Genomic DNA, 26,360 nt, shown 5'->3' on the forward strand with positions numbered 1-26,360 from the left:
GTTATTAGAAGATTATTACAACTATGCTGTCAATTCTAATTCCTACTTACAACCACAACGTATATCCACTATTTAAAGCGATTTATAAACAGGCGCAATTGCTTTCTGTTGAATGGGAAATTTTGGTATTTGATGATAATTCCACAATTCCATTTCCAGACAACGAAAAAATTAAGACATATAAGGAAACTATTTTTTATAAATTAGAAAAAAATGTAGGTAGAAGTGCTATTAGAATGCAACTTGCTGAACGAGCAAAGTATAATAATTTACTCTTTTTAGATGCCGACGTACAGCCAGTTAAAGATAGTTTCTTAGCAAATTATGTAGCAAAAATCGAGGGAAATGATTTCGAAGTCATCTTTGGAGGTATTGCATATAAACCTGAAAAACCACCTTCTAATGATTATTTAAGATGGGCCTATGGTAGAAAAAGGGAAGTGAAATTGGTTTCGGAAAGAGAGAAAACTCCCTATTTTGTTATTTCTCAAAATCTATTAATTAAAAAAGACTGTTTTTTAAGAATTAACATTGCGCTCGACAACTTTTATGGTGATGATCTTGTTATGTCTCAGCAAATTAAAAGAAAAAAAATAAAAGTGATTCATTTAGAGAACCCTGTATTTCACTTAGGCCTTGAGTCATCTAATCTTTACTTAAAAAAAGCCCTTAATGCTGTTAAAACAATTGTACTACTGGAAAAAAAGGAGTTATTAGATTTTAATTTCACAAAACTTCAAAAAAGTTATCTTATGTTAAGAAAATGGAGAGCTACACAATTATTCAGGTTCTGTATTTCGCCTTTTAAAAAATTGATGGAGCGTAATTTTCAATCTGAAAACCCAAATTTATTCTGGTTTGATCTGTATCGCCTTGACTATTACATCGAATTAAAATCTAAGCTGCGTGACTAAATTTTCAATCATCATACCACTATATAATAAAGAACGTGATATTTTAAAAACGCTCAATAGTGTCTTTTTACAAACATATACCAACTTTGAGATCCTTCTTGTTAATGATGGCTCAACAGATGCAAGTGAAGCCGTTGTAAAAAGACTGAAGGATGATCGTATACATTATTTTTATAAGAAAAATGAAGGCGTTGCATTAACCCGAAATTTTGGTGTTACCCAAGCTAAATCAGCACATATCGCTTTTTTGGATGCAGATGATTATTGGCACCCCAATCACTTAGAGAATTTAAGCTCTTTGATCAAAAAATATCCGGATCAATCCTGGTATGCCGTTGCCTATGAAAAAAAGCACAATCACAAATTGATCACTCCAATGCTTTCACCTGTAATGCAAAAACCGAAAGCTTGGCAAGAAAGTATTGACAATTACTTTGAATACAGTTTGATGGATCCACTTGCATGGACATCGGCCGTATGCTTCAAAAAGGATTTTTTCCAGCTTCTAAATGGTTTTGATGCTTCCATTACTCATGGGGCAGGAGAAGATACCGATCTATGGATGCGAGCTGCCTTAAAAGCTCCTTTAGCATTTTCAAATACAATTACTGCAAGACATAATCTGGATGGAAGCAACAGAATTTCCCATACACCTACACTTACCAGAAATTTTATGAATATGGATGTGTATGAACAGGAAGCCGAAAACAATCCATACTTAAAGAAATATTTAGACCTCAACCGGTATTCTTTTGCAATACAACACAAATTAGCTAACGATATTTCATCTTTTAATAAGTATACAGAAAAGATCGATCTTAGTAATCTTACTTCAAAGCAGCGTTATTTACTGAAACAACCAAAGCATGTATTGAAATTATTATTAAAAAGTAAAGGTTTTGCAGAAAAGCTAGGTTTTAGGTTTACTTCGTTTAAATAACTTAAACGCTTCATATTCTCTAATATAATCCTCTTCTATAAACTCTCCTGAAGAAACTACAAGACATATTGCACCTGATGAAAAATTCTCTAATTCTCTCCATATTCCTTTAGGAATTAAAAGGCCTTTATATGGCTTATTGAGCGTATAGTTTCTTCGTGTTTCACTATCATCCAGTATCACATCAAAACTTCCACTAATTGCAATTAGAAATTCTAATTGTTCTTTATGTGCATGCCCACCTCGACTGGAACCACTTGGAACATCGTATAGATAATATACTCTTTTAATAGCATAAGGCAGCACCTCTTTTTCAATTACAGAAAGGTTTCCACGTCCTTCCGGATCAACAATTTTTGGTATGTCCCTTAAAACAATATCTTCAATTCTTTCGTAGCTCATCTTGCAGTAATTGGTCCCATTTTTTTGAAATTTTTTCCATAGAAAATTCTTTAACTGAAACTTTTGCATTTGTTTTACAATATTGATATAACACATTGTCAAAACACATTGTTGAAATAGCTTCAGCAAATAAAGGTATATTTCTTTTTGAAACTAGCAAACCGTTTTCCTTATGTTTTACAATTTCTGAAGGACCTGAGATAATATCCAATGATATTACGGGTATACCTAAAGAAAGTGATTCTACCAATACCATCGGAAATCCTTCAAACTTACTGGTCAATGTTACAAAACGAGCATTGCTTATAATTGAAAAAGGCATACTGGTATGGGGTAGAAAAATTATATATTTAGCTGAGGGTAATTTTGAAACAAATGTTTTTAATTTTTCTTTATCATCTCCATTACCCATAATCACCAAATAATTATCCTTTTTCCATACATTTGATGTTGTAAACGACTGAATTAAAAATGTAAAATCTTTGATAGAATCGTCAATCCTACCATAACTAAGTAAATAATCTTTATTTTTTAATTCTAATGGAAATACCATATCATTTTCATTCCATTTAGGGTCAAAAGCATTATAAATCGTAGTGCATTTAGAAACCCCCACTTTTGCCAAAACAGTATTTTTAATATATTTTGATACAGCAATATTTGCAACATTCTTACGGTAAACTTGTGAGAATTTTTCAGGCTTAGAGGTTAAATACAAATCCGGATTAGAACTATGCAAAACATAAATACGTTTAAATCCTCTATAAATATAATTAGCGTAAAATAACTCTCGCCTGTATTCATTTTTTGTGCGATGATCTATTACAACATCAAAACTGTGTTCTTTCAAATAACGGCGTAATTTTCGTATTCTCAGAAAACGCTCTAAAGGAGTTTCTTTTTGTTTTTTGAACGTTCCCAAATTTAATAATGTTCCTGAGAAAGGATAATCCACTTCATCGTTCAATGTTACTATGTGAACCTCGTGTCCTAAAGTACTTAACATTTGAGAAAGCATGGCACACGATCGCTCTGCACCTCCTTTGGCCAGTGAGATAGAAACCAAACAAATTTTAAAATTCTGTCTTCGTGTATCATGCGTCATCAATAATTGGTATTTTTGGAATTAATTACTCGACCAAATATAGTATAAATATGAAGATACTCTTAGTTGGAGAATATAGCCGACTTCATAATTCCTTAAAAGAAGGACTCCAGTTTCTGGGACATAAAGTCACTCTTATTTCAACAGGAGACTATTTTAAAGATTTTCCTTCGGATATAAAATTAAAACGAAAGTTCGAAAGTGGTCTTTCAAAAAAAATAAAGGTAGGATTGTATAAAATAACGGGAATAGAAATAACTTCCCTTTCTTTAAAAAGGCAATTTTTTAAACATAAGCAGCAACTTACAGGTTATGATGTTGTGCAACTTATAAATGAGAGTCCTTTAGGCATAGCTCCATCTCATGAAATTGAAATTATTTCATTCTTAAAAGAACATAACCGGAAATTATTCTTACTATCCTGTGGAGCAGATTTTATGAGTGTTTCCTATGCTTTAAGCAATGTGCTTCCTTACTCTATTCTAAAAGGGTACAAAGATGGAAATATTCCTAAATCTCATTATAATTTTGCGTTAAAATATACAACAGAACCTTTTAAAAAATTACATGAATTTGTATATGAAATAATTGATGGGGTTATCGCATCCGATATAGACTATCATTTGCCATTAAAAGGACACCCTAAGTACTTAGGGCTTATTCCAAATCCTGTAAATACTGAAAAGCTAATCGCTTTCAATATTGTTGCTACTGATAAAATAAATATCTTTCTGGGCATTAACCGAAGAAACTATCATAGCAAAGGAATTTCATATTTTGAAGAAGCAATAAAGATTATTGAGGAGAAATATTCAGATAGAATTAAAATCCAAATAGTAGAAGAGCTACCATATAATGAATACATTTCAATCTATAACAAAGCCCATATTATTCTGGATCAAGTTTTAAGTTATGACCAAGGTTACAATGCGCTCGAAGCAATGGCAAAAGGAAAAGTGGTATTTACTGGTGCCGGAAGTGAACATTCTAAGTATTACCACCTTCAAAATACTGTAGCGGTTAATGCAACCCCGAATGCTTTTGAAATCGCGCAAAAATTGGAAGATTTAATTCTACATCCTGAAAAAATTATTGAAATAGGCAAAAATGCCAGAGACTTTGTTGAAAAGGAGCATCAATTTGTGAATTGTGCAAAAAAATATGTGGAAATCTGGAAATAAGATTTCTTACATTAATGTTTTCTGAATGTTTACATTTGCAGAAAATAAATGCAATGCTAAGATGAGTAATAATATAATATCTGATAAAGCTACTTTAGGAAAAAATGTGAAAATTGGCGCTTTTTGTATTATTGAAGATGATGTGGTAATTGGTGACAATACTATCATCAAAAGCTATGTTGAATTGCGAAAGGGAACCATTATAGGAGAGAACTGCTATATAGATTCCAGAGTTTCGTCTTCAGGAAATTGTGTCATTGGCAATAATGTAACTGTGCGCTATGATAGTATTATTGCCAGAGGGGTTAGTATAGGTGACAACACTTATATTTGCCCAAAAATGATGTCTAACAACTTGAATTCTGAACATGAACAGATAGGCGGAGCTGCAATAGGAACAAATGTTTTTATAGGTACAGCTTGTGTTTTACAGCATGGTATATCAATAGGGGACAATAGTATTTTGGGGTCATTGTCTTTTGTAAATAAAAATGTTCCTGCTAATGAAATATGGTTCGGAAATCCTGCAAAGTTTCAAAAAAAGATTAATTAGCGATCTTCCCAGATAATTTTGTTTTTCAGCAGCATTTCTTTTTCAATTTCCCAATCACGCATATACTTATCTTTTATGAGTTTTGCAGGAACACCTCCTATTAAAATATGACTTCCCAAAGAGGTATAATCTTTATTACAAAGTGAATTGGAGGCAATAACACAATGGTCTGGTGTTCGTGTTCCAGGCATAATAGATACTCTGTTAGAAAATGAATTATAATTACCTATAATAATAGGGTCTTCTATAGAATAATAATCCCCTGTCTCGGTATTTTTCATAGGATGTGAATTGGTGTCTACAAGTTGTGATTCATATCCAATCCCTGCCCAGTTGCCAATTACAATTTTATGGGTGCAAATTAATTTAACATTGGATCCTAAACATCCCATATACCCAAACTCACAATACGCATCTTTCCCAACGTATACAAAACAATCCATACCAATATGTGCGTTACTTTTAAATACTAACGTTCCTAAGATAGAAAGCTCTGCGATGCTTCTGGATCTTGTCATTTTTTCAAATCGTTGCCCAAAACCAATCATTCCTCTGCTAATAGGGCCTTCTATTCTAATATCACCGCTGATGTCTGAGAACTTTATACTTCCGTAGAAAATTACAGGGAATTTTATAGCTGTTGAAAATGGAAATTTTTTAAAATTAAAGTAAAGTGTCTTATACCAATTTACTGCCCAATAAAGCTTTAATTTCTTTCTCCAGTTTCTATATGTTTTCTTCAAAGCCGTTATCATTTTTTTCTTCGGAATATTTTATCCAGTAGTTCTTTTATATCTAGCTTCTTGTCTAATTTATGATATGAAAAAACAGAGGACAAAAGTACTAATCCGCCTAATGTACAATACATCACTAACGGATTTTGAATGTAAGTTACTAAAAACGCTACTACACACAAGGCAATGCAAATTAAAAATATAGGATAAAAGCCTTTTGTAAAATAAAAATTATAGCGATAGTAAGTAATAATTCTTAGTGCAATAAAATGGATAATATAGTAGATAAAAAAACTTATTCCAAGTCCTTCCAGACTTCCATAATAGTACCCTAACACATTACTTAACAGTAATACAGCATTGAATCCAATGGCAGTCTTAATAAACAAATTAGAATCTCCTTTGGCAATAATCACATATCCCATTGAAAAGGAAACGGCTTTAAAAACCATCCCTAAAATTCCCCAGCTTACAAAACCTACAATGGGTTTAAACTCTTGCGAATACAATAAAACAATAATATAAGGCGCAAGCGCTAAAAACAGAACGATGATAGGTGTTATAATCAATATTGCTATATAAGCCTGCTCAAAAACTGTTTTTCTCACCTGATCGATCTCATTACAAATGGCAGCTAGTCTTGGATAGTAATCTGTTGCCATTGCATTAAATATGAGGCCTACGTATGAGTTTAATATCACAAAACCTGCATTATAAAAACCAACCTCATCAATGCCTCCCTGGCTGCTAATATATATTTGGATAGCATAGGCTACCCCCAAGGTTATCATATTGCTTAAACTCAACATGATCCCTAATTGAATCATACTTTTTCCTTCAAGCATTGCTTCCCTGTTTGATAGTTCAACAATACCTTTACCCTCTTTTCTGGAGAAGTAAAATGTAAAAACCAAGCTAATTAGAGAGGCTATAATTATGGCAGGAACAATGGCATCGATTCTAAAATAATAATATAGAGGAATTGTAATGAGCAACCCTAAAAAATTACCTGACAGATTTGCCTTGGCTAAACTTTGCAATTTTCTCAGCCCTTGTAGAATCGCCAATTCACTACTTGTAAGTTGTTTGAACAGTAACGCTATAGATATCCAGATGAACGAGTAAGTATATTCTTTGTTTCCAAAAGCAAATTCACTCAACAATGGAGAAGTAACTATCATTAGTAAAGTACCAAATGTAGCCGTAAACCAGACCAACCTCCTTAGAATTCGAACCGTTTTTGCTGTTTTTTGAGAATCTGCGTCATTGTTGGCAAACGATATATCTTTCACAGCACTCTGGTCCAAGCCAGCATTTGTGAGTCCATTTACTAAATTCAGAGTAGAATTGAGCAAACTAGCTATCCCCATTCCGGTAGGGCCTATAAGTAGTGCAATTGCTTTAGACCGAATCACGGCAATAAGAATGTTAAATACCTGTACTCCTCCAAAAAGTGAAGTAGCTTTGAAAACTTGTCTATATGAGTTTTTTGTATCAGACATCTTCGGTATTCACTAAATTCCTTTGTTTTTTAAAATATCGAAACACTAAAAACAATACTACTAAAAAGTAAATAATATATCTGAAAAAATGCCCCATTACAACACCTTCAACACCATAAATAGCAACTAGATAATGTGCTAAGAAATAGAATAACCCTAATGAAACAATTTCAGAAAAAATAAAACTTCTAACCAATTTCTTTGCTAAAAATTGATGTAATAATATTAAAGAAGCTAAACGTACAAAATCGCCCAATAGCTGCCATTTAAATAAAGGAGCCATTTCCGTAAAATCAGGGTAGATGATTAATATTACGTAATCTCTAAGAAAATAGACTAAAAGCATTCCCAGTCCAAATAGTGGAAGTAATGTTTTATAGATAGACCATAATTCTTTTTTAAATCCGCTTTCGGTTTTAATACTGGCAAATTTTGGCAACACATAGAGTGAAAATATAGCTCCAGAAAACACCATATAGTTTTTTGAGATAAAGGTCATCGCTGTCCATATACCGGCTTCTGCTTCGGTTATTTTATGTACAATCATAGTACGAATATCAATTTCTATAAAGTTGAGCATTATAGTTGAAAAAAATGACATTAATGAAAATGCTAAAAGCCCTTTAGCAAAAGTCATTTTTAAAGTAAGTTTGGAAAACTCTATATACTCTCGTAATGTTTTTGTGAATATAAACAGTAGAACAGTTAATTGTATTGCAGGAGTTACAGCAATAGCTGCCAAAGCTCCGTCAATATTATATTTATATAAAAAAACTACCAGAAGAATTGCACTTACCAAGTACCCGAATAAGTCAATTTTTGCAAACTTTTTATATCTGGACAAGCCATTTACAACCCCATTAAAAACCCTGTGAATACTTATAAAAGGAACAATGACAGCGAGAAGTTTTATTAAATAAGCAAAATCCTGTGATGTAAATAAATAGTCACTAATAGAATTGGCACCAAAAAAAAGCACTAGAGATGTTGTTAATGTACCCAGTATTACAAAAACAAAGCTTGTAGAAAACAATTTCTGCAATTGCTCTTTATCATCCTTATATTCTGCTACATATTTTACAACACCACTAAATATACCTCCCGAAGAAATTGAAGTTAGCAACTGGCTTAAATTACGTAATTGGCCAATTTTTGAAATACCGGCCTCTCCTACGGTCTCTGCTAAAAGGCGTTGAATAAATAAAGAAATTACCAGTCTTATACCTATGACAACAGCATTTAATGAAGTCATCTTTAGTAACAAATTAGTGCGTATAAATTCCGGTATCTTCAATTAATACGAATTTAAAACTGAAATGATAGTACTTACCTCTTCGGTACTTAAAACAGGACTCATAGGGATACTTACCACCTCACGATGAATTTTTTCGGCAACAGGAAAACTCAAATCTTTGTACTCCGGAAGTGCTTCTTGTTGATGTGGCGCTATGGGATAATGTATCAAACTGCCAATTCCCTTCTCTTTTAAATAGTTCATAAAATCTGTTCTGTTTTGTACTCGTACTACAAACAGATGAAAGATATGATCTTCTGCTCCACTGAACTTCGGAAGTATCAATTTATCATTTTTTATTTCTGAAATATAACGTTTGGCAATAGTACGGCGAATTTCATTGTCTTCATCAAGCAAAGGTAATTTACTACGTAAAAAAGTAGCTTGTAACTCATCTAATCTAGAATTAAAACCCAAAATATCATTTACATATTTTGAAGATGTTCCATAATTCCGAAGCTTTTTGATAATGGAAGCTAGTTCATCATTATTTGTGGTCACTGCTCCCCCATCACCCAATGCTCCCAAATTTTTAGTTGGATAGAAACTAAATCCTGCAGCATTGCTAAGATTACCGGCATAAACTTCCTCATCATTTTTAGCACCATGGGCTTGCGCTGCATCTTCGATTACCAATAAATTATGCTGCCCGGCAATTTTGTTGATTGCTTCCATAGGAGAAAGCTGTCCATATAAATGTACCGGCATAATTGCCCGGGTTCTTTCAGAAATACTTTCTGTCAGATTTTTTAAATTAAAATTGAAGTTTGTGGATTCTGCTTCTACCAGAACCGGCTTTAAGTGAGCCTGCTTGATTGCTAAAATGGTTGCGATATATGTATTTGAAGCAACCAACACCTCATCTCCTTCCTTTAACTTACCCAAAACTTTATAGCCTTCCAGAATAAGGCGCAAAGCATCTAAGCCGTTACCTACACCAATACAGTGTTTAACACCACAATAGCGGGCAAAATCATTTTCAAAAGCAGCAACCTGACTTCCCAAAATATAATATCCGGAATTCAAAAAAGCTTGAAATCGTTCTTTAAATTGCTTTTCGAATCGTTGATTGATCTTATGTAAATCTAAAAATGGGATCATACAAGTATAGCTTCAAGTTTAGAAAAATTTGATGTTTTTATTTCGTAAAATTCATGTGCAATGCTTCGTGCGCCAAAACATTCTTTCCAGTATAATAAGCCTTCATTTATGTTTTTACCCTGATTTAAATTAGATACACCAAAATCAAAATATTTTTTATACTTATACCGTACTGTAATTAATTCATGAAACAGGTAATCTAAACTTCCCAATTGTTGTTTATCTGCATTTGCCGATATATACTGTACATGTGCAACTTGTTTTGTTTCAAAAATAGTAGCTCCTGCAACTACCTTATTATCCTTCAATACATTAAACTGAGTTATATGCTCCGGAAACTTAAATGCCAGTTGTTCTATCTCTTCTACAGAATGTACCGGTAAAGCATTATGCCTTTCCTGTAGATTTGGAATTAATATTTCATCCCAAAAAGATTGAAAGTTTAAGTTCTCTTCAATGATCAGGTTATTTTTCTCTGCCTTTTTTACACCTTCGGTCCTGTTGGGCTGAATTTTCAAAGGATCGCTTAAGTCTATCGTACTTGATACATCTATTCGAATGCATTTCGCTTCTGTTAAAAAAAGAAGGTAATTCAACTCATCTGCCGGTTGCGTATGATATATTTTTGGAATCATTTTTAGATGAAGTATTGTAATCCCTTCAGAATTCAAAAAGGAAAGCACCTCTTTAAAAGCAAGAAGTGTTTCATTCAATTTTATTTTTTTTGATAATACCAAACTTCCATAGGTAAGACCCTGATGTGAATAAAGAATATTGCCCTTTTTATTAGCGGGAAGAACAGCTACGAGCTTTTCTGCTTTAAAGACCATTAACGAGTGATCTTCAAAACGATCGCTATGATACTCCATAAAGTCCCGTTTAAATAAGAATGTAGCATTCTTAGCCTGAGATATAAAACTATCCCAAGCATTTTTGTCTTTTGCAGTATATTTTTTAACCTGATAGACAGGTATATTTTTGGTGATGGTATTTTTCAAAAAAACAGTTGTTGGTTATTGAATGTAAAACTAAAATTATTTTTACATTTATCTGGAATACTATAACGTATAAAAACTATCTAAATTGAGTGGCCCTTTTTCATTGCATAAAAAAATCACATTAGAAAATTGGGTATTGCTTTTAGTATTTCTGGGATCTTTCCTTTTTTTTATCATACAAACGCCACTTTATTCACCGGATACCTATAGTTATTTAAGAGCAGATATTTCCCGCTTTCCGGGATATATCATTTACTTAAGAAGCCTTCAATCTGTATTTGGAAGTAATTTAGGTACTGCAGCGGTAGCAGGACACCTGCTATTTGGATTTATAGCAATCTACATACTATTTAAGAATTGTAGTAGCTTCTTTAAACTTTCGTCCATCCTCAAAGCACTACTTTTAGGAGTTCTGCTTTTCCCCTATTTTTATCCTATAGAGATTGCTGTAAACCTTACTTCAGAGGGAATTGCGTATCCTCTTTATCTGTTATTCATTTCATTTACAATTGACTTTATCTATAGGAATCAGCATAATAAGATTTTCCATTTATGCTTTGCATTTATCATATTAGTACTCACCCGTGGCCAATTTGTAGTAGCTGCACCAATCGTTGCATTGTTGTATCTGTTAAAAATGAAAAGAGAGATATTGAAAAGAAAACATTTATTATTCTTTATACTATTCTTGCTTTTACCCGTTATTACCGGCATCTTAGACCGCACCTATCGAAAAGTTTTCTATGGTTTTTTTGAAACAACTCCTTACAGTTACGTAAATGCAATTACACTACCTCTTTTTGTTTCTGAAAAAGAAGATGCACAACATATTAAAAATAAAGATCACCAAAATATATTTATACTATCGCATCACCGTATTGACAGTATGGGACTATTGAGTTCCAAAATTGAAGGGAGTTATAAAGCCAAGTACAAGGTATTGCATCACAATTTCCCTAAAATTTGTAACCAGAATATTCATGATTATGGCAAAGCCTATTATAGGGGCATTGACAGTATACCGCATATGGATTCTTTTAAAATTGAAGAAGCCTGCAAAAAAATGTTTCCTGTTCTAATTTCTGAAAATTTTAATGAATGGGCCGCTGTTTATCTAACCGGAATCATTCACGGATTTAAATCCGTTTTCATTCTCTTTTTTGTGATAGTTCTGGCAGTTGTTTCTTTTTGGAGAACCCTTAAAAAATTCAAGTCTAAAAGCTCGTTTATTTTCTTTGCAACCTTACTTATTTTGTCCAATGCAATGGTCGTTGGTATTGCTTCACATTCTATTATGCGATATTTATTTTATAATTATTTCTTAGGACTCTTAATAATAATTATACTTTTGAAAAAAATTCTTCCTAAACATGAATCTTGAGCTATCTGTTGTAATGCCTTGTTTAAATGAAGCCGAAACGCTTGCCGTTTGCATCAAAAAGGCACAGGCTTTTTTTGAAAGAGAAGGTGTTATCGGAGAAGTAGTTATTGCCGATAATGGAAGTACAGATGGGTCTCAGGAGATCGCTGAAGGCCTGAATGCCCGTGTTGTCAATGTAGCAGATAAAGGTTATGGGAATGCCCTTATTGGGGGTATCACAGCAGCCGAAGGGAAATATATCATGATGGGGGATGCCGATGATAGTTACGATTTTAGTAATATGATGCCCTATCTTGAAAAATTGAGAGAAGGTCACGACTTAGTAATGGGTAATCGCTTTAAAGGCGGAATTAAAAAAGGGGCAATGCCCTTTTTACATAAGTATTTGGGAAATCCGGTACTGTCCTTTATTGGCAGATTGTTCTTTAATGCTAAAATTGGTGATTTTCATTGTGGCTTAAGAGGGTTCAGTAAAGAGGCCTTTTACAAAATGGACCTCAAGACCACAGGAATGGAGTTCGCCAGTGAAATGATCGTAAAAGCAAGTTTGTATAAGCTTAAGATCACGGAAGTACCCACTATTCTTTCCCCGGACGGAAGAACCCGTCCTCCACATCTAAATACATGGAGTGATGGATGGCGTCATTTACGGTTCCTGTTATTATACAGTCCTAAATGGTTATTTTTTATTCCGGGTATGTTATTGATGCTTTTTGGCAGTATCACTTCAGGAATCTTAATCTACAACCCGGTAACCATTAGCAATGTAACTTTTGATGTACATACACTGTTATTCACATCAGGGTGTTTACTAATTGGGTTCCAGTTTATACTGTTTTATGGATTAACAAAGGTATTTACGGTCGAAAACAAGCTATTGCCAAAGTCAAAGAACTACGACCGTCAATTCAAATTTATAAACCTGGAAAGAGGATTAATTATAGGTGTTGTATTTGTGATCATTGGGATTGTATTGAGTATCCTGGCTTACAATTACTGGCAGGAACTTAACTTTGGCGACATTACAAACTCAAACACTTTGCGAATGGTGATTCCTGCAATTACAAGTATGTTACTGGGTGTGCAAATTATTCTGTTTAGCTTGTTCTTTAGTATTCTGGGCTTAAAGAACAGTAATTAATCGAACAGTTTTATTTTTTCAAAAACGACCTTACCACTATCATCAATATATTTGTAAACGCCTCTTGGAGCACCTTCGGTGGTAATAATATAACTTCCATCATCCTGTAAATTCTTTAAATATCCAGGATCTTCACTTAAATGAGAAAACAAAATTCTAAAAACATTTACTGATGATCTGAATTCAGTTCCCAGCTCCGGTAGCACACCATTAGGCCAACGAATGGAAAGTGCACTGCTAAAAATAGAATATACCAGATCACGATCCTGTGTTTTTACTCCTCCTTGTTGCAAGTATTCCATCCCTACATAACCTCCATGATCTGCCATGATCATGATAAGAGCGGTAGGGTCATTCTCTATAATGATATCAATTGCATCCGTTAATGTAGTATTGGCCTTTTTAAGATCATTTATATACATATCTCTTTTTACCTCTACTGCATTTTCAACCGATTTGTCCCCATTGATATGCTTAGGATCAAAGATCTCTATAAAAAAGAATTTAGGCGATTTAATATCTTCCATCACATAGTCTTTAAGAGATGGAAGGATATCTTTTTTGGTTCTCAGCCCGGTACTGATATAAGGAATTTCATTGTAGTTAAAATTGCATTCATCGTATCCCATTTTAGGTCTGTTCAGTAAAATATAGGGCATTTCGGTTAAGAGATACGTTTTATATCCATTGTTCTTGAACACATCCAGAACGGTATTCTTTGTTACGATCAAATCTCGTGCGTTAAGGGCCTCATTAGAAGAAGCATTTCCTTCGTAATAATGATGCTTCATCATAAAAGTAGCACTGTTTGATGTAAGTGTCGCTTCGTAATTGCTTCGGAAATCAGGGTAATGCGTAAAGCTGTTTTCAGTTAAAAAAGATTCAAACGCACTGTTTTCAATATTGTAATAGCCTCTGTTCAATTCTGAAAAATTTACATAGCCATCGGGCTGCAGATAATACACATTAGGAGTAGATACAAGTGTAACCTGAGCTATGTCATCCGGTTGTTGTAACCAATCTTCAGAATAATCAAATATAGTATAAAGAGTACTCAATAAAGTGACAACCCCTATCGCGGCGAGTAATAACTGCAATGCAATTACTTTCTTTAAGTGCTTGTGTAAAAAAAATGCAAACAGTACAGCAATAATAAGGATCCCCAGTGTGATCTTTTTTTGAATGCTTCCGTGCAAACACAAGCTCACAAAAAATAAAAATGTGAAAATATTTAAAAAAGGGAGTATGTATTGTTGCCATTTCTTTATTGAATTAATAGCAAATATCTGTTGAGAAATACTAAACACTCCAACAGGGATAACTAAAAATATAAGAATAAAATAGCCCAGATGTTCCCAGGAATTAATAAGGGTAAAATTATTTGTATAATAAAAAAGCAAAGGATATAGGCCTGATCCAACTGCTGCCATTATTGGATTTGACCTACCACTTCTCAACACATTTTTAAAACTATTTTGGTAATTCTTAGTGGGCATATTGCTTCTTAAACGTAATGTTTCCTTCTCCGTCAATATATTGATAAATCCCCTTTGGAGCTCCATTTGAGATAACAATATAACTACCGTCATCTTCCAAGTTATCTAAATAATCTTCATTTTCACTTAAATAGGAAAATAAAATTCTGAATAAATTTACAGAGCTTTTAAATTTAGTATCAAATTCAGGAGATTCGTTTCCTGGCCAGCGAATAGATAAGATAGAAGAATATATAGATCTAATGATATCTTCATCTTCAAGTTTATTATACATAAGATCTGTATATTCCAAACCTACAAACCCTCCATGGTCTGCCATTATCACAATTAAAGCATCCTCATCTTTTTCGATAATAGTATTGATCATTAATTTCAACTTTCGGTTTGCTTCGGTCAAGCTTTCTTTATATCTCTTCAACTCTCCGTCAATTCCCCTAGAATATTTTTTTCTGTTGGCAATATGACCTGGGTTAAAAATTTGTATAAAAAAGAAGCTTGGTCTTTCCTCATTAGAGTTCATGTGTTCCTTTAATGATGGGAAAACTTCCTTTTTTATATCTAACCCTGTAGTAATAAATGATATCTCTTCCTTGGAAAAATTACTTTCATCATAACCAATTGTGGGGCGGTTGCTTAAAAAATATGGCATTTCAGAAATAAAAATCGTTTTATAATTATTGTTCTTGAATATCTTTAAAACGCTATTTTCTGAAATGATCACATTTCTTGCATCAATAGTCTCACTAAAACTAGAACCTTTATTATAATAATGATGCTTCATCATAAATACCGAACTGTTTGTAGGTAAAGTAGCAGCATAATTACTTCTAAAATTTTGATACATTTTAAATTTACTTTTAAAAAGAAAGTCTTCAAAATCGCTATTATCAATATTGTAATACCCCCTATTTATTTCTGAAAAATTTACATATCCATCTGATTGGATGAAATATACATTTGGCTTCTTCTTAAAAACAACTTGTTCAATATTATCAGGTTGTTTTAACCATTCCTTCGAATAATTTAGCTGTTTTATTACTGTTGGAGTAAGTGTGAAAAGGCCAATTGCTGCAAGTACTAGTTGAATAACAATCACCTTCTTGAAATGTTTATAAAAGAAAAAAGAAAATAAACATGCTATCACAAAAATCCCTACGAGCATAATTATATGTAAGCCAGCATATAAACAGATTTTGAGTAAAAACAAAAAAACAAAAATGTTTAAAAAAAGTAATATATATATTCTCCATTTATAAAAAAAAGAAAGCTTTGAAAGTTTGTCAGCAATAATAAATACCACAATAGGTATCACTAAAAAGAATAAAACAAAGAATCCAACATGCTGCCAGGTATTTATTAGCGTATAGTTATTTGTGAAATAAAAGAATATAGGATATAACCCTGCAGCAATTCCCGTTATTACCGGGTATTGTTTATTGCTATTCAAAAAACGGCTAAGCATACCTTGCTTTTTTTGAGTCGACATCTTACTTACTTTTAAACAAATACAATATACGTTTTGTACCGGATACTGTTTCTTTCTTTTCTAGTTGAAAATACTTTTTGTATCCATCTTCAAAATCATTTTCATTGTAGAAGTCAAAATGATTGATAAACTCTCGTTTTCTAACCAATAGTGATTGTACCCAGGAATCTTCCCGGGTGGGAAACTCAATAATTAAATTCTTTGAGAATTTTGCGAAAAATTCAGCAGATTTTTCAAAAGGCACATTGCCCGAAAGAGTAATATGGTGAATTAATGCCAGAGCCATGGTAACATCGGGACTATATTGTTGTAATCGTTCTATGAGCGAATTACGTTCTGTATTATTAAAACCAATTCCCGGAGCAGGCTGCAGCACATCGCAAACAAACGGAAGCATGTTTACTTCTTTATTTTGCTGAATTTGTTTGTAGTTGTGATCCACCGCATTGCTGTCAATATCTGTTACAATAACATGTGGTACACTATCTAAAACTGTTCTGGCAAAGGTTCCGTCATTGCCTCCAACATCAATTAATCTTTGAGGTTGTATTGGGCTCACCCAACTTTTTATTAAATCTTTTTTAGCTTCAAAAGCAGCGGTTTCATAATTGGTCTTGGTGTAGTAATCTCCCCACTCGGTTGCTTCTTTTACATCTAACTTTTTGATATAATCAAACAAGCTTTCCAGTATATTGCTTTGTGCTTTTTTTGAAAGTTTTGCAACCTTCGTTTCTGCTTTATAATCTTCACTGTGTTTGCTTTCCATCTTTGCCAGCAAATGAATGTTGGTATACAAAGTAGAGCTCAGTTTTGATTTTCCGGGGAGCATAGAAGCTATTAATTTCACAGGTATTCCATCAATATGGGTTTGCAGCATTTTAAAAACTTCGGTGCCATGGTATCTGGCTAGTACCAATGGGCCAAAAAAGTGTGTAATAAACTGTTTATACGCTCTCCAAGGAGTATTTTCTTCGTAAAAATCAAAAGAAAGAGTATCTATAAAAATAGGCTTCCCTTTGTGAAAGGTAACATTGTATGCTGATGCGTCTTTCAGAATAAATCCCTTGGACAAAGCATATTTCTGAATTTTCAATGTATGAAGTGCAGCATGTTTAAACTGGTCAAAACTCCATTCGTATGGATTGGTGATGAACGGAATCTTTTCAGGTGTGATAATAATGGTATCTTCAGAAACAGAAGTTTCCTCATGAGGGATCAGCAAATTATTATCGATTAGCGATTTATAAAAACCACTGTCGGTCAATTTTTTATACTGTGGAAAATAAATAGGATTTATAACTCTGCGCAAGATCTCGCCATCATGAAACATATAACCGGAAGGATCCCTGAATGAAGCTTGGTGTACCTTACTATTACTGTTTGTCATGTGTATCGGTGTCTTGCTCATCAATATCTATTGAATCGTAAGTATCCTCATCTTTTTTTAATAATCCAAAAAAGGCCTTAATCTTATACATCACATTTTTTGAAAATAAAATAACCCCTGCAGCTACAGCCACTATGGCCTGTACAATCATTGCCCCTAATCCCGGGTCGAAATACAAAAAATTCATACCAACAAGTTTTTAAATTGGTTTTCTTTTTACAAAAACTTAACAAATAAACTAAAAAACACTCAGTTTATTGAAACAAACATCAATAATATTTATAGCTTATTGCGTTTACGATCCACTTCTTTCAGGAAAATTTTACGCAATCTTAAATGGCTTGGTGTTACCTCTACATACTCATCTTTCTGAATATATTCCAAAGCCTCTTCTAATGAAAATTTTATGGCAGGAACGATCTTAGCTTTGTCATCTGCACCTGAAGACCGTACATTGCTTAGTTTTTTTGTTTTGGTGATATTCACCGTCATATCGTCCTGACGTGTATTTTCACCTATCACCTGCCCTTCATAGATATCTTCATTAGGATGTACAAAGAAACGTCCGCGGTCCTGTAATTTATCTATTGAATACGGAATTGCAGAACCGTTCTCCATAGATACCAGACTTCCGTTCTGTCTTTCGGGAATTCCACCTTTTAAGGGTTGATATTCTAAAAAACGGTGGGTCATAATAGCTTCACCCGCAGTAGCGGTTAACAATTGATTACGCAATCCAATAATTCCACGTGACGGAATATTGAATTTACAAACCATTCGCTCCCCTTTTGCTTCCATACTAAGCATTTCCCCTTTTCTAAGGGTCACCATATCTATGGCTCTTCCGCTAACATTTTCGGGCAGGTCTATCGTTAGTTCTTCAATGGGTTCGCATTTAACACCATCAATTTCTTTTATAATGACCTGAGGTTGTCCAATTTGTAATTCATAACCTTCACGGCGCATGGTTTCAATTAGAACCGACAAGTGTAATACGCCACGGCCAAATACCATAAATTTATCAGCACTATCCGTAGGTTGCATACGAAGTGCCAGATTTTTTTCCAGTTCGCGCTCCAAACGTTCTTTTATATGTCGTGAAGTAACATATTTTCCATCTTTTCCGAAGAAAGGAGAATCGTTAATGGTGAACAACATACTCATGGTAGGTTCATCGATCGCTATGGTTTTTAATGCTTCCGGATTTTCAATATCTGCAACCGTATCGCCTATATCAAAACCTTCCAAGCCAACTAATGCACAAATATCGCCTGCCTGAACTTCTTTAACTTTTAAACGGCCTAAGCCTTCAAAAGTGTGTAATTCCTTGATCTTGGATTTCACTATAGAACCGTCTCGTTTTACAAGTGCAATCTGCATATTTTCTTTTAAAACCCCTCTTTGTAGACGTCCAATAGCAATACGGCCTGTAAATGAAGAATAATCCAATGAGGTAATTAGCATCTGTACACTGCCTTGCTCTACCTTTGGAGAAGGAATGTGTTCTAAGACCATATCCAGTAAAGGTTCAATATTATTCGTTTCGTTCTTCCAGTCATCGCTCATCCAATTGTGCTTTGCTGAACCATACACCGTTGGAAAATCCAATTGCCATTCTTCAGCCCCTAATTCGAACATCAGGTCAAAAACTGCCTCATGTACCTCATCCGGGGTGCAATTCTCTTTATCCACTTTATTTATTACTACACAAGGTTTCAATCCTAAGTCGATAGCTTTTTGCAATACAAAACGTGTTTGTGGCATAGGTCCCTCAAAAGCATCCACTAATAGTAAAACCCCGTCTGCCATATTCAATACGCGCTCTACTTCTCCACCAAAATCGGCGTGACCGGGTGTATCGATGATATTAATCTTTGTATCCTTATAAACTACCGAAACATTCTTTGAAGTGATAGTAATACCGCGTTCACGTTCCAGGTCGTTATTATCCAGGATCAATTCGCCTGTCTTTTCGTTTTCACGAAACAAACTACAATGATGCATGATTTTATCTACCAATGTGGTTTTACCATGGTCTACGTGCGCAATGATTGCGATGTTTTTGATATTCATAATGTTGCTCTTTCTTAAGGCGGTGCAAAAGTAGTGTTTCTGAAACTATTAAAGCACAATAAACAGTTAATTATTTTGCTTCAATAATATGCTATCTTTGCACTATTAAATTTTTAAAATGAAACTTGAATTAATTCCGAAGCTAAAACACAAAAATTCCAACAACTTCTTCCTGTTGGCAGGCCCCTGTGCTATTGAAGGTGAAGAAATGGCAATGTTGATCGCTGAAAAAATCGTGGCTATTACCAACAGACTTGAGATTCCTTTTGTTTTTAAAGGAAGTTTTAAAAAGGCCAACCGAAGCCGTATTGACAGCTTCACCGGTATTGGAGATGAAAAAGCTTTGAATATTCTAAAAAAAATTTCTGAAACATTCGACGTTCCAACTGTAACAGATATTCATGAAGTAAGTGATGCAGCTATGGCAGCTGAATATGTTGATATATTGCAAATTCCTGCTTTTTTGGTACGCCAAACCGATCTGGTAGTTGCTGCAGCGAATACCGGAAAGGTTGTGAATTTAAAAAAAGGACAATTTATGAGCCCTGAAAGTATGCAACACGCAGTTAAAAAAGTGATCGAATCCGGTAATGACCAGGTAATGATTACTGACCGTGGGACAATGTTTGGCTATCAGGATATGGTCGTTGATTTTAGAGGCATCCCAACCATGAAACAGTATGCTCCTGTTGTTTTAGATATAACACATAGCCTACAACAACCCAACCAGACTATTGGGGTAACGGGTGGCCGGCCGGAAATGATAGCTACCATAGCCCGTGCGGGGATTGCAACAGGAATAGACGGCCTTTTTATTGAAACTCATTTTGATCCTGCTAATGCAAAAAGTGACGGAGCAAATATGTTGGATCTAAGCAAACTGGAAAAATTACTGACAGATCTGGTGGCTATCCGAAAAACCATCAATTACTTATAGTATTTTTTGTCCTTTAAGGAATAAGCCTCTTTTAGAAGGTCGAGTAAGATCTCTTGATCAATATCTTCCGGATTTTTATAACGCAATGATTTAAAGTGTTTTCTTCCTTTAGAAACCAAAACCTCCAAATGCTTTGTAAGATGCGCTCCATGCCAAAAAACCAGATCAACATATCCATTGGTACAGTTTAAATAACAAAAAGGAAGCTTTCCGTCTATACAATAATAAGGTACTCTCCACTTGTATTGCAGGACTGCATCCGGTAATGTAGTTTCAATTACTACCTGTAAATGCAGTAATATAGAACGAAAAGGTTCCGGCTGATTAAGTATATAATTTTCTGCGGGATTCATTATTACTAAGATAATATTAATTAAAAAGCCCTGCCATTTTAATAGCAGGGCTTTTTAAACTAATAAGAACCTGGCTGAATTCAAATAAATTAGTTTCTAAAAAAAGGACTACTCAATAAAGAGTAGCCCTTCTAAAATCGCTTTTTTTAACTCCCCAATTAATTAAGCTATACAAAGATGCGGTGATTATAAGTTATGTACAAGAGGCATAACCCTCTTTTTGCATAGGGGTTTTTCCTGTTTTTTCACTTCTACATTAAATAAAAAAAAGTTGCTCAAGGTGAACAACTTTTTAAATAACCGTTTTTATTAACTCCCCAATTAATTATATAACGATTAAAATGTCTTATGACTAGAAATAGATCATCTCTTTAAGACACTCAAATATGCAAATAAACTTACATGTAAAGCAACAGGGTTTTTCCTATTTTTGCTACAGGGTTTTTCCTGTTTTTGAATTTTAAGACACTAAAAATCAATAAATAAATCATTAAAAAAAGGTTGCCCAAAAACAGACAACCTTTTCCCATTTGTGCTTAGATTAATTTCCCAATTAATTAAGCCATTTAAATATCTGTTTATCTAAAATAAACAACAAGAGGAAAACTCCTGTTTCTCAAAAGGATTTTTCCTGTTTTAGAATTGATCCAATAAATAATTAATTAAATCTGTAGTAGTAACAATACCAACTAATTTACTATCATCTACTACCGGAATTGCGTGAAATTCTTTTTCTGCAAGAATCTCTGCAACTTCTTTGATAGTAGTAGAAGAAGAAACACTAACCAGGTTTTTTGCCATTACCTGTTCAATGGTAAACATATTATATACAACCGTATCAACTTCTTGTTCGTCCTCATCTATCGCATCGGCAAAGCTAATACGTAATAAATCTGTATAACTTAGCATACCGGAAATTGCATCCCCACTTACAACCGGAATATGTCTTATTTTATGCGATTTAAACAAGCGTTCGGCAGTTTCTAAGCTATCTGTATGGTTTAACGTAATCACATTTTTGGTCATTATTGCGGAAATTGGTGTTCTTTTTTTCATGATCATTAAAATTTAAATTCAATATTAAATTTCGCAAACTAATAAGCAAGAAAATATGACAAAGGTCATTTGCTGATAAAAATGATGAACAAAGTTTTAGTGAAATATTAACATTTCCCTATTTTGTAAATCATAAAGATTATCTTTACTTTGTTTTTCAAAGTACTTTTATTATGAGTGAAAAAGATTATTTAAAAGACATCAGTGAGATCAAAGATCTAATGAATCGCTCTTCACGTTTTATCTCACTTAGTGGCCTATCCGGTATCTTTGCCGGTCTCTATGCAATTACGGGGGCAGTAATTGCTTACATATTTATCTTCCCCATGTCGGGAGAATGCCTATACATTCATAGCCGGGATTTTAAGATCGTATTGTTATTATTGGCAATAGTAGCCATCTTTAGTATAGTAACTGCCTTTTTACTAACTACTAGAAAGGCAAAAAAGAACAATGTAAAAGCATGGGATACCACAACAAAACGATTGCTTATTAATTTCCTAATCCCGTTAATTACCGGCGGCATTTATATTATTATAAAAATTAATAGTCAACATTACGGTCTGACAGCCTCTTTAATGCTTATTTTTTATGGATTAGCACTTGTCAATGCTTCAAAGTATACCCTTGGAAATGTAAAATACCTGGGGTATGCAGAAATCGTTCTCGGACTTATTTGTGCTGTGCTACCCGGTTATGGATTCTGGTTTTGGATAACAGGATTTGGAATATTCCATATCCTGTATGGAAGTATGATGTATCTTCAGGAAAAAAAGATGTAATTGTGGGAATCATTGATAATATAAATAAACTATTTGATCATCGAATACGCCTGGGGATCATGTCCATTCTGGTTGTCAATGATAATGCTGATTTTAATAGGTTAAAAGAGTTATTGGATGTAACAGATGGAAATCTGGCAAGCCATCTAAAAGCTTTGGAACAGGCTGAATATATTTTGGTAAAAAAACAATTCATAGGCAGAAAACCCAATACACGTTACAGTTCTACTACGCTTGGAAAAATAGAATTTAAAAAACATATCGATGCATTGGAAAAACTGATCAAAAAAAAATAATATTTTTTTATTAATTCACTTTGAAATACAAAGTACTTTAAATTTTAATTATGGAACCAAAAAGAAGCAAATTTGGAAACTGGTTACGCAACTCAATTACAGCGCGAATGTTAATCGTTGGATTTTTATTGATTGTACTATTAATCCCTCTGGAGTTTGTAAAAAGCCTTATCAATGAAAGGGCGTACCGACAAACAGAAGTAATACAGGATATCAATGGGAAATGGGGTAATGAAGTCCTTCTATCGGGGCCCATATTAAAGATCCCTTACAGAACCTATAAAGAAGAAAAGATCTACAATGAAAAAACCAAAAGTTATCAGGTAAAAACAGAAGTCCTATTTAAAAATGCATATCTGCTTCCGGATTCATTGTATATAGATTCTAATGTAGATTCCAAACCCTTGAAACGAGGGATCTATGAATCTGTAGTATATACAGCAGATATGAACGTAAAAGGAAACTTTCCGAAGATAGATTTTTCCGAAAAGAATATTGCATCAGAAGATATCCTTTGGGACAAAGTTACTGTAGAGATCAGGACATCAAACTTAAAAGGTATCAGAAACTCCATGGAGGTTACATTGGCCGATGAAAATCTCTCTATGAATCCTAAATACGGTCAATCTTATCTCAACGTAATTGAGAGCGAGATCATTAAAACCAATTTTGCTGAAAGTGAAAACACTATTCCTTTTTCATTCGATATAAAGATTAACGGTAGCGGAAGCCTCAAATTTATTCCTATTGGAAAAGAAACCAAAGCGACAATGAATTCAGATTGGCACTCTCCCAGTTTTGACGGGCGTTATTTACCGGATCACGGTACTAAAGAAATTACAAAAGATGGTTTTCATGCAGATTGGCAGGTGTACCAGATAAATCGTCAATTCGAACAGCAGTTCTTTGGTTCTCTTCCAGATCTAAGTGCTTTTGGATTTGGCACCAGCTTCATTATTCCTGTAGACGAATATCAAAAAAGTGAGCGTACAGCCAAATACGGGTTCATGGTCATTGGGCTTACCCTTCTTGTTTTTTTGTTGATCCAACTGGTAAGTAAAATCTACATTCACCCTTTTCAATATGTAATGATCGGGTTGGCATTGGTCATGTTCTATACTTTGCTTATATCCATATCAGAACATAGCTCATTTCTAAAAGCCTATGCCATAGCTGGAGTTTCGGTTTTAGGATTGATAACCATTTATTCAAGAGCCATTTTAAAAGGATTTAAGTTTCCTTTACTGGTTTGCACTTCACTTGCATCGTTATACGGATTCATTTATGTGATCATTCAGTTGGAAAATTATGCATTGCTGGTAGGAAGTATAGGACTGTTTGTGATCCTTGCCATTATTATGTTTGCTTCACGAAAAATTGACTGGGGGAATGATTAAAGACTGAAGTGGGGAGATAAGGTATAAAGCTAGAAGCTGGAGGTCTGAAGCAATACTGATTAAAAATAAAACTACAGACTTCTAGCTCCCCACCTCATACTTCCGGCTTCATACTTCTATCAATTAAACAACATTAAATGAAAAAATACTTGCTATTATTCTTCATTTTATTGATAGTGGAAATCGCCATTGCAGTATTCCATTTTCACCCTTTGATAAGAGGGTTTTTAGGAGATGTATTGGTAGTCCTATTACTTTTTACCTTTCTGAAGAGCTTCTTTTCCATTGCTTCGGAAAAATTAGCGATTGGAATTCTGCTATTTGCATTTATGATTGAACTACTTCAGTTTTTTGATCTTGTTGAAACGTTTAATATCCAATCAAAGCTATTGCGTATTATACTGGGTTCTGTTTTTGATTGGTGGGATTTATTTGCGTATAGCATAGGTTTTTTAATAATTTTTACGATCATTAAACTCAACAAAAATAATAGTGATTAGTGTTTTATTTATATCATTTAATGTACTTTTAAGCAGTTAATATTTTATACAAATACTCTTAAATGTCCCTCCTTAAAAAATTCACATTTGTCTCTTTCATATTTTGTTTTTCCTTTGTAACTGCACAACAACGTACAAAAGCAGAATTTGGGGAACCTTCTAAGTCCGAACTTGCTTTAAAAACCTATAAAAAAGATCCTGAAGCTGCCGGAGTAGTTCTTTTTGAATCTGGAGCTACCAGTGTTAAATTAATTGATAATTATATTAAATTAGTAAAGGAAGTGCATCAAAAAATTAAGGTCATTGATGCTAAAAAATTCGACCATGGATCTGTACAAATTCCGATATATAAAAATAAGTCTTCAAAAGAAAAGATCGTTGAATTAAAAGCTATTACACACAATGGCGATCATAAGGTATATGTTAAAAGTGAAGATATCTTTGATGTGGATCTCAGCAAAAACTGGGCAGCCAAACGATTTACTTTTCCCAATATAAAGGATGGAAGTATCATTGAGTACCGATATAAAATTACTTCTCCTTACTTCTTTAATTTTGGCGGATGGATCTTTCAGGAAGAATTACCAAAGGTCTACAGTGAATTTGCCATAGAAATACCGGGAAATTTTGTCTACAATAAGTCCATGATTGGCTCAACAGATCTTTTATCCGTATATGAATCCAGTATTAAACGGAATTGTTTTTCACTTCCCGGACATTCCATGAGTGCGGATTGCGAAATAGGTATTTATGCTATGAAGGACGTCCCGGCCTTCAAAGAAGAGGATTTTATGTTATCTAAAAATAATTATCTCCCAAAATTAAATTTCGAATTACGAGAATATACAAATCCAAATAGTGGGAAAGAAATCTATACTAAAAAATGGAGAGATGTAGACAAAGAAATAAGATATAATAATGATCTTGGGCGGCAACTGAGCTATACTAATTTTTTTAAAAACAATATCCCCGAAAGTATAGTACGTATCCAAAATCCTACCGAAAAAGCCAAAGCAATCTACAAGCATATTCAGGACCATTTTTCCTGGGATGGTGCTAATGGTTTTTTTGCAGAGAATAATGTAAAAAAAGCATATGAAAAAAAGTCCGGAAACGCAGCCGAAATCAATCTAGCCCTATTAAATGCACTGGAAGTGGCTGGGTTGGATGCTAAAATAGTTTTGCACTCCACCCGGGATAATGGAGTTCCTACCAAGTTGTATCCGGTATTAACCGAATTCAACTACCTGCTGGCCTATATTTCTATTGAAGGGAAAGAATACTATCTGGATGCAACAGATAGTATTCTGGTTTTGGGGTCATTCCATTCAGGTTATTGAATGAGGATGCA

26 protein-coding genes are annotated in these 26,360 nt (G+C 33.8%); 12 read left to right on the forward strand and 14 right to left on the reverse strand.

Going from position 1 to position 26,360, the window contains the following annotated elements; all coding sequences use genetic code 11:
* Nucleotides 1-23: 23 nt before the first annotated feature.
* Together ACY2RT_RS10235 and ACY2RT_RS10240 are read left to right on the forward strand one after the other, a co-directional pair.
* Nucleotides 24-914, forward strand: a complete 891-nt coding sequence (locus tag ACY2RT_RS10235; RefSeq protein WP_490155818.1) for a glycosyltransferase family 2 protein — start codon at nt 24-26, stop codon at nt 912-914.
* A complete protein-coding gene (locus ACY2RT_RS10240; RefSeq protein WP_490155819.1) occupies nt 907-1,854 on the forward strand; it encodes a glycosyltransferase family 2 protein in 948 nt (315 codons plus the stop codon). The genes ACY2RT_RS10235 and ACY2RT_RS10240 overlap by 8 nt, the downstream gene beginning before the upstream one ends.
* Here ACY2RT_RS10240 and ACY2RT_RS10245 read toward each other — a convergent pair.
* Both ACY2RT_RS10245 and ACY2RT_RS10250 read right to left on the reverse strand, forming a co-directional pair.
* Complete coding sequence (locus tag ACY2RT_RS10245; RefSeq protein ID WP_490155820.1) at nt 1,825-2,256, reverse strand: sugar 3,4-ketoisomerase; 432 nt, start codon at nt 2,254-2,256, stop codon at nt 1,825-1,827. The two genes, ACY2RT_RS10240 and ACY2RT_RS10245, sit on opposite strands and share 30 nt — an antisense overlap.
* Complete coding sequence (locus ACY2RT_RS10250) at nt 2,237-3,361, reverse strand: glycosyltransferase (RefSeq protein WP_490155821.1); 1,125 nt, start codon at nt 3,359-3,361, stop codon at nt 2,237-2,239. The genes ACY2RT_RS10245 and ACY2RT_RS10250 overlap by 20 nt, the downstream gene beginning before the upstream one ends.
* Before the next feature lie 50 nt (nt 3,362-3,411).
* Here ACY2RT_RS10250 and ACY2RT_RS10255 point away from each other — a divergent pair, with 50 nt between their 5' ends.
* Both ACY2RT_RS10255 and ACY2RT_RS10260 read left to right on the forward strand, forming a co-directional pair.
* Complete coding sequence (locus ACY2RT_RS10255) at nt 3,412-4,542, forward strand: glycosyltransferase family protein (protein WP_490155822.1); 1,131 nt, start codon at nt 3,412-3,414, stop codon at nt 4,540-4,542.
* A gap of 61 nt (nt 4,543-4,603) precedes the next feature.
* The gene (locus ACY2RT_RS10260; RefSeq protein ID WP_490155823.1) at nt 4,604-5,095 is read left to right on the forward strand and encodes a DapH/DapD/GlmU-related protein; all 492 of its coding nucleotides are present in this window, start codon (nt 4,604-4,606) and stop codon (nt 5,093-5,095) included.
* Here the strand turns inward: ACY2RT_RS10260 and ACY2RT_RS10265 are convergent.
* Genes ACY2RT_RS10265 through ACY2RT_RS10285 form a run of 5 tightly spaced genes read right to left on the reverse strand, consistent with a single transcriptional unit; the run spans nt 5,092 to nt 10,724 of the window.
* Nucleotides 5,092-5,838, reverse strand: coding sequence for an acyltransferase (locus tag ACY2RT_RS10265; protein WP_490155824.1), 747 nt, complete (start codon nt 5,836-5,838; stop codon nt 5,092-5,094). The genes ACY2RT_RS10260 and ACY2RT_RS10265 overlap by 4 nt on opposite strands.
* 8 nt (nt 5,839-5,846) lie before the next feature.
* Nucleotides 5,847-7,331, reverse strand: a complete 1,485-nt coding sequence (locus ACY2RT_RS10270) for an O-antigen translocase (protein ID WP_490155825.1) — start codon at nt 7,329-7,331, stop codon at nt 5,847-5,849.
* The gene (locus tag ACY2RT_RS10275; RefSeq protein WP_490155826.1) at nt 7,324-8,625 is read right to left on the reverse strand and encodes an O-antigen translocase; all 1,302 of its coding nucleotides are present in this window, start codon (nt 8,623-8,625) and stop codon (nt 7,324-7,326) included. The genes ACY2RT_RS10270 and ACY2RT_RS10275 overlap by 8 nt, the downstream gene beginning before the upstream one ends.
* Complete coding sequence (locus ACY2RT_RS10280; protein ID WP_490155827.1) at nt 8,626-9,726, reverse strand: DegT/DnrJ/EryC1/StrS family aminotransferase; 1,101 nt, start codon at nt 9,724-9,726, stop codon at nt 8,626-8,628. It lies immediately after the preceding gene.
* A complete protein-coding gene (locus ACY2RT_RS10285) occupies nt 9,723-10,724 on the reverse strand; it encodes a GNAT family N-acetyltransferase (protein WP_490155828.1) in 1,002 nt (333 codons plus the stop codon). The genes ACY2RT_RS10280 and ACY2RT_RS10285 overlap by 4 nt, the downstream gene beginning before the upstream one ends.
* 85 nt (nt 10,725-10,809) lie before the next feature.
* Here ACY2RT_RS10285 and ACY2RT_RS10290 point away from each other — a divergent pair, with 85 nt between their 5' ends.
* Nucleotides 10,810-12,105 (forward strand): hypothetical protein, encoded by a 1,296-nt coding sequence (locus ACY2RT_RS10290; protein ID WP_490155829.1) that lies wholly within the window; start codon nt 10,810-10,812, stop codon nt 12,103-12,105.
* A complete protein-coding gene (locus ACY2RT_RS10295; protein ID WP_490155830.1) occupies nt 12,095-13,246 on the forward strand; it encodes a glycosyltransferase family 2 protein in 1,152 nt (383 codons plus the stop codon). Before ACY2RT_RS10290 ends, ACY2RT_RS10295 begins: the two co-directional genes overlap by 11 nt.
* On the opposite strand, the gene ACY2RT_RS10300 is transcribed toward ACY2RT_RS10295, so the two are convergent.
* The 5 genes from ACY2RT_RS10300 to typA form a co-directional block, all read right to left on the reverse strand.
* On the reverse strand, nt 13,243-14,742 hold the full coding sequence (locus tag ACY2RT_RS10300; protein WP_490155831.1) for a hypothetical protein: 1,500 nt from the start codon (nt 14,740-14,742) through the stop codon (nt 13,243-13,245). The two genes, ACY2RT_RS10295 and ACY2RT_RS10300, sit on opposite strands and share 4 nt — an antisense overlap.
* Nucleotides 14,732-15,838 carry a sulfatase-like hydrolase/transferase gene (locus ACY2RT_RS10305; protein ID WP_490155832.1) on the reverse strand — a complete coding sequence of 369 codons (1,107 nt, stop codon included), beginning with the start codon at nt 15,836-15,838 and terminating at the stop codon, nt 14,732-14,734. Before ACY2RT_RS10305 ends, ACY2RT_RS10300 begins: the two co-directional genes overlap by 11 nt.
* 391 nt (nt 15,839-16,229) lie before the next feature.
* Nucleotides 16,230-17,615 (reverse strand): class I SAM-dependent methyltransferase, encoded by a 1,386-nt coding sequence (locus ACY2RT_RS10310; RefSeq protein ID WP_490155833.1) that lies wholly within the window; start codon nt 17,613-17,615, stop codon nt 16,230-16,232.
* Nucleotides 17,602-17,802 (reverse strand): hypothetical protein, encoded by a 201-nt coding sequence (locus ACY2RT_RS10315; protein ID WP_490155834.1) that lies wholly within the window; start codon nt 17,800-17,802, stop codon nt 17,602-17,604. Before ACY2RT_RS10315 ends, ACY2RT_RS10310 begins: the two co-directional genes overlap by 14 nt.
* Before the next feature lie 92 nt (nt 17,803-17,894).
* Nucleotides 17,895-19,688 carry a translational GTPase TypA gene (typA, locus tag ACY2RT_RS10320; RefSeq protein WP_490155835.1) on the reverse strand — a complete coding sequence of 598 codons (1,794 nt, stop codon included), beginning with the start codon at nt 19,686-19,688 and terminating at the stop codon, nt 17,895-17,897.
* 118 nt (nt 19,689-19,806) lie between these two features.
* On the opposite strand from typA, the gene kdsA reads away from it, so the two are divergent.
* Nucleotides 19,807-20,625, forward strand: a complete 819-nt coding sequence (kdsA, locus tag ACY2RT_RS10325) for a 3-deoxy-8-phosphooctulonate synthase (RefSeq protein ID WP_490155836.1) — start codon at nt 19,807-19,809, stop codon at nt 20,623-20,625.
* Here the strand turns inward: kdsA and ACY2RT_RS10330 are convergent.
* Together ACY2RT_RS10330 and ACY2RT_RS10335 are read right to left on the reverse strand one after the other, a co-directional pair.
* Nucleotides 20,616-20,978, reverse strand: a complete 363-nt coding sequence (locus ACY2RT_RS10330) for a DUF1801 domain-containing protein (RefSeq protein WP_490155837.1) — start codon at nt 20,976-20,978, stop codon at nt 20,616-20,618. The genes kdsA and ACY2RT_RS10330 overlap by 10 nt on opposite strands.
* A 636-nt stretch (nt 20,979-21,614) precedes the next feature.
* Nucleotides 21,615-22,034, reverse strand: a complete 420-nt coding sequence (locus tag ACY2RT_RS10335) for a CBS domain-containing protein (RefSeq protein ID WP_490155838.1) — start codon at nt 22,032-22,034, stop codon at nt 21,615-21,617.
* Between the two features lie 173 nt (nt 22,035-22,207).
* On the opposite strand from ACY2RT_RS10335, the gene ACY2RT_RS10340 reads away from it, so the two are divergent.
* From ACY2RT_RS10340 to ACY2RT_RS10360, 5 genes are all read left to right on the forward strand, one after another.
* On the forward strand, nt 22,208-22,816 hold the full coding sequence (locus ACY2RT_RS10340) for a hypothetical protein (protein ID WP_490155839.1): 609 nt from the start codon (nt 22,208-22,210) through the stop codon (nt 22,814-22,816).
* A gap of 2 nt (nt 22,817-22,818) precedes the next feature.
* The gene (locus tag ACY2RT_RS10345; RefSeq protein WP_490155840.1) at nt 22,819-23,112 is read left to right on the forward strand and encodes a winged helix-turn-helix domain-containing protein; all 294 of its coding nucleotides are present in this window, start codon (nt 22,819-22,821) and stop codon (nt 23,110-23,112) included.
* 50 nt (nt 23,113-23,162) lie between these two features.
* A complete protein-coding gene (gene creD, locus ACY2RT_RS10350; RefSeq protein WP_490155841.1) occupies nt 23,163-24,509 on the forward strand; it encodes a cell envelope integrity protein CreD in 1,347 nt (448 codons plus the stop codon).
* Between the two features lie 137 nt (nt 24,510-24,646).
* Nucleotides 24,647-25,009 (forward strand): ribosomal maturation YjgA family protein, encoded by a 363-nt coding sequence (locus ACY2RT_RS10355; RefSeq protein WP_490155842.1) that lies wholly within the window; start codon nt 24,647-24,649, stop codon nt 25,007-25,009.
* Nucleotides 25,010-25,071: 62 nt separating this feature from the next.
* Nucleotides 25,072-26,349 carry a DUF3857 domain-containing protein gene (locus ACY2RT_RS10360; RefSeq protein ID WP_490155843.1) on the forward strand — a complete coding sequence of 426 codons (1,278 nt, stop codon included), beginning with the start codon at nt 25,072-25,074 and terminating at the stop codon, nt 26,347-26,349.
* The last annotated feature ends 11 nt before the right edge of the window (nt 26,350-26,360 follow it).

This window comes from Ulvibacter sp. 2210JD10-4 (genome assembly GCF_058148525.1).

Bases quoted from the DNA above. Each gene is read 5' to 3' on its own strand.
- ACY2RT_RS10335 (WP_490155838.1), bottom strand. From the start codon at position 22,034: ATGAAAAAAAGAACACCAATTTCCGCAATAATGACCAAAAATGTGATT.
- ACY2RT_RS10270 (WP_490155825.1), bottom strand. From the start codon at position 7,331: ATGTCTGATACAAAAAACTCATATAGACAAGTTTTCAAAGCTACTTCA.
- ACY2RT_RS10245 (WP_490155820.1), bottom strand. From the start codon at position 2,256: ATGAGCTACGAAAGAATTGAAGATATTGTTTTAAGGGACATACCAAAA.
- ACY2RT_RS10310 (WP_490155833.1), bottom strand. From the start codon at position 17,615: ATGACAAACAGTAATAGTAAGGTACACCAAGCTTCATTCAGGGATCCT.
- ACY2RT_RS10340 (WP_490155839.1), top strand. From the start codon at position 22,208: ATGAGTGAAAAAGATTATTTAAAAGACATCAGTGAGATCAAAGATCTA.
- ACY2RT_RS10315 (WP_490155834.1), bottom strand. From the start codon at position 17,802: ATGAATTTTTTGTATTTCGACCCGGGATTAGGGGCAATGATTGTACAG.
- ACY2RT_RS10260 (WP_490155823.1), top strand. From the start codon at position 4,604: ATGAGTAATAATATAATATCTGATAAAGCTACTTTAGGAAAAAATGTG.
- ACY2RT_RS10235 (WP_490155818.1), top strand. From the start codon at position 24: ATGCTGTCAATTCTAATTCCTACTTACAACCACAACGTATATCCACTA.
- ACY2RT_RS10355 (WP_490155842.1), top strand. From the start codon at position 24,647: ATGAAAAAATACTTGCTATTATTCTTCATTTTATTGATAGTGGAAATC.
- ACY2RT_RS10330 (WP_490155837.1), bottom strand. From the start codon at position 20,978: ATGAATCCCGCAGAAAATTATATACTTAATCAGCCGGAACCTTTTCGT.
- ACY2RT_RS10360 (WP_490155843.1), top strand. From the start codon at position 25,072: ATGTCCCTCCTTAAAAAATTCACATTTGTCTCTTTCATATTTTGTTTT.
- kdsA (WP_490155836.1), top strand. From the start codon at position 19,807: ATGAAACTTGAATTAATTCCGAAGCTAAAACACAAAAATTCCAACAAC.
- ACY2RT_RS10250 (WP_490155821.1), bottom strand. From the start codon at position 3,361: ATGACGCATGATACACGAAGACAGAATTTTAAAATTTGTTTGGTTTCT.
- creD (WP_490155841.1), top strand. From the start codon at position 23,163: ATGGAACCAAAAAGAAGCAAATTTGGAAACTGGTTACGCAACTCAATT.
- typA (WP_490155835.1), bottom strand. From the start codon at position 19,688: ATGAATATCAAAAACATCGCAATCATTGCGCACGTAGACCATGGTAAA.
- ACY2RT_RS10255 (WP_490155822.1), top strand. From the start codon at position 3,412: ATGAAGATACTCTTAGTTGGAGAATATAGCCGACTTCATAATTCCTTA.
- ACY2RT_RS10295 (WP_490155830.1), top strand. From the start codon at position 12,095: ATGAATCTTGAGCTATCTGTTGTAATGCCTTGTTTAAATGAAGCCGAA.
- ACY2RT_RS10280 (WP_490155827.1), bottom strand. From the start codon at position 9,726: ATGATCCCATTTTTAGATTTACATAAGATCAATCAACGATTCGAAAAG.
- ACY2RT_RS10300 (WP_490155831.1), bottom strand. From the start codon at position 14,742: ATGCCCACTAAGAATTACCAAAATAGTTTTAAAAATGTGTTGAGAAGT.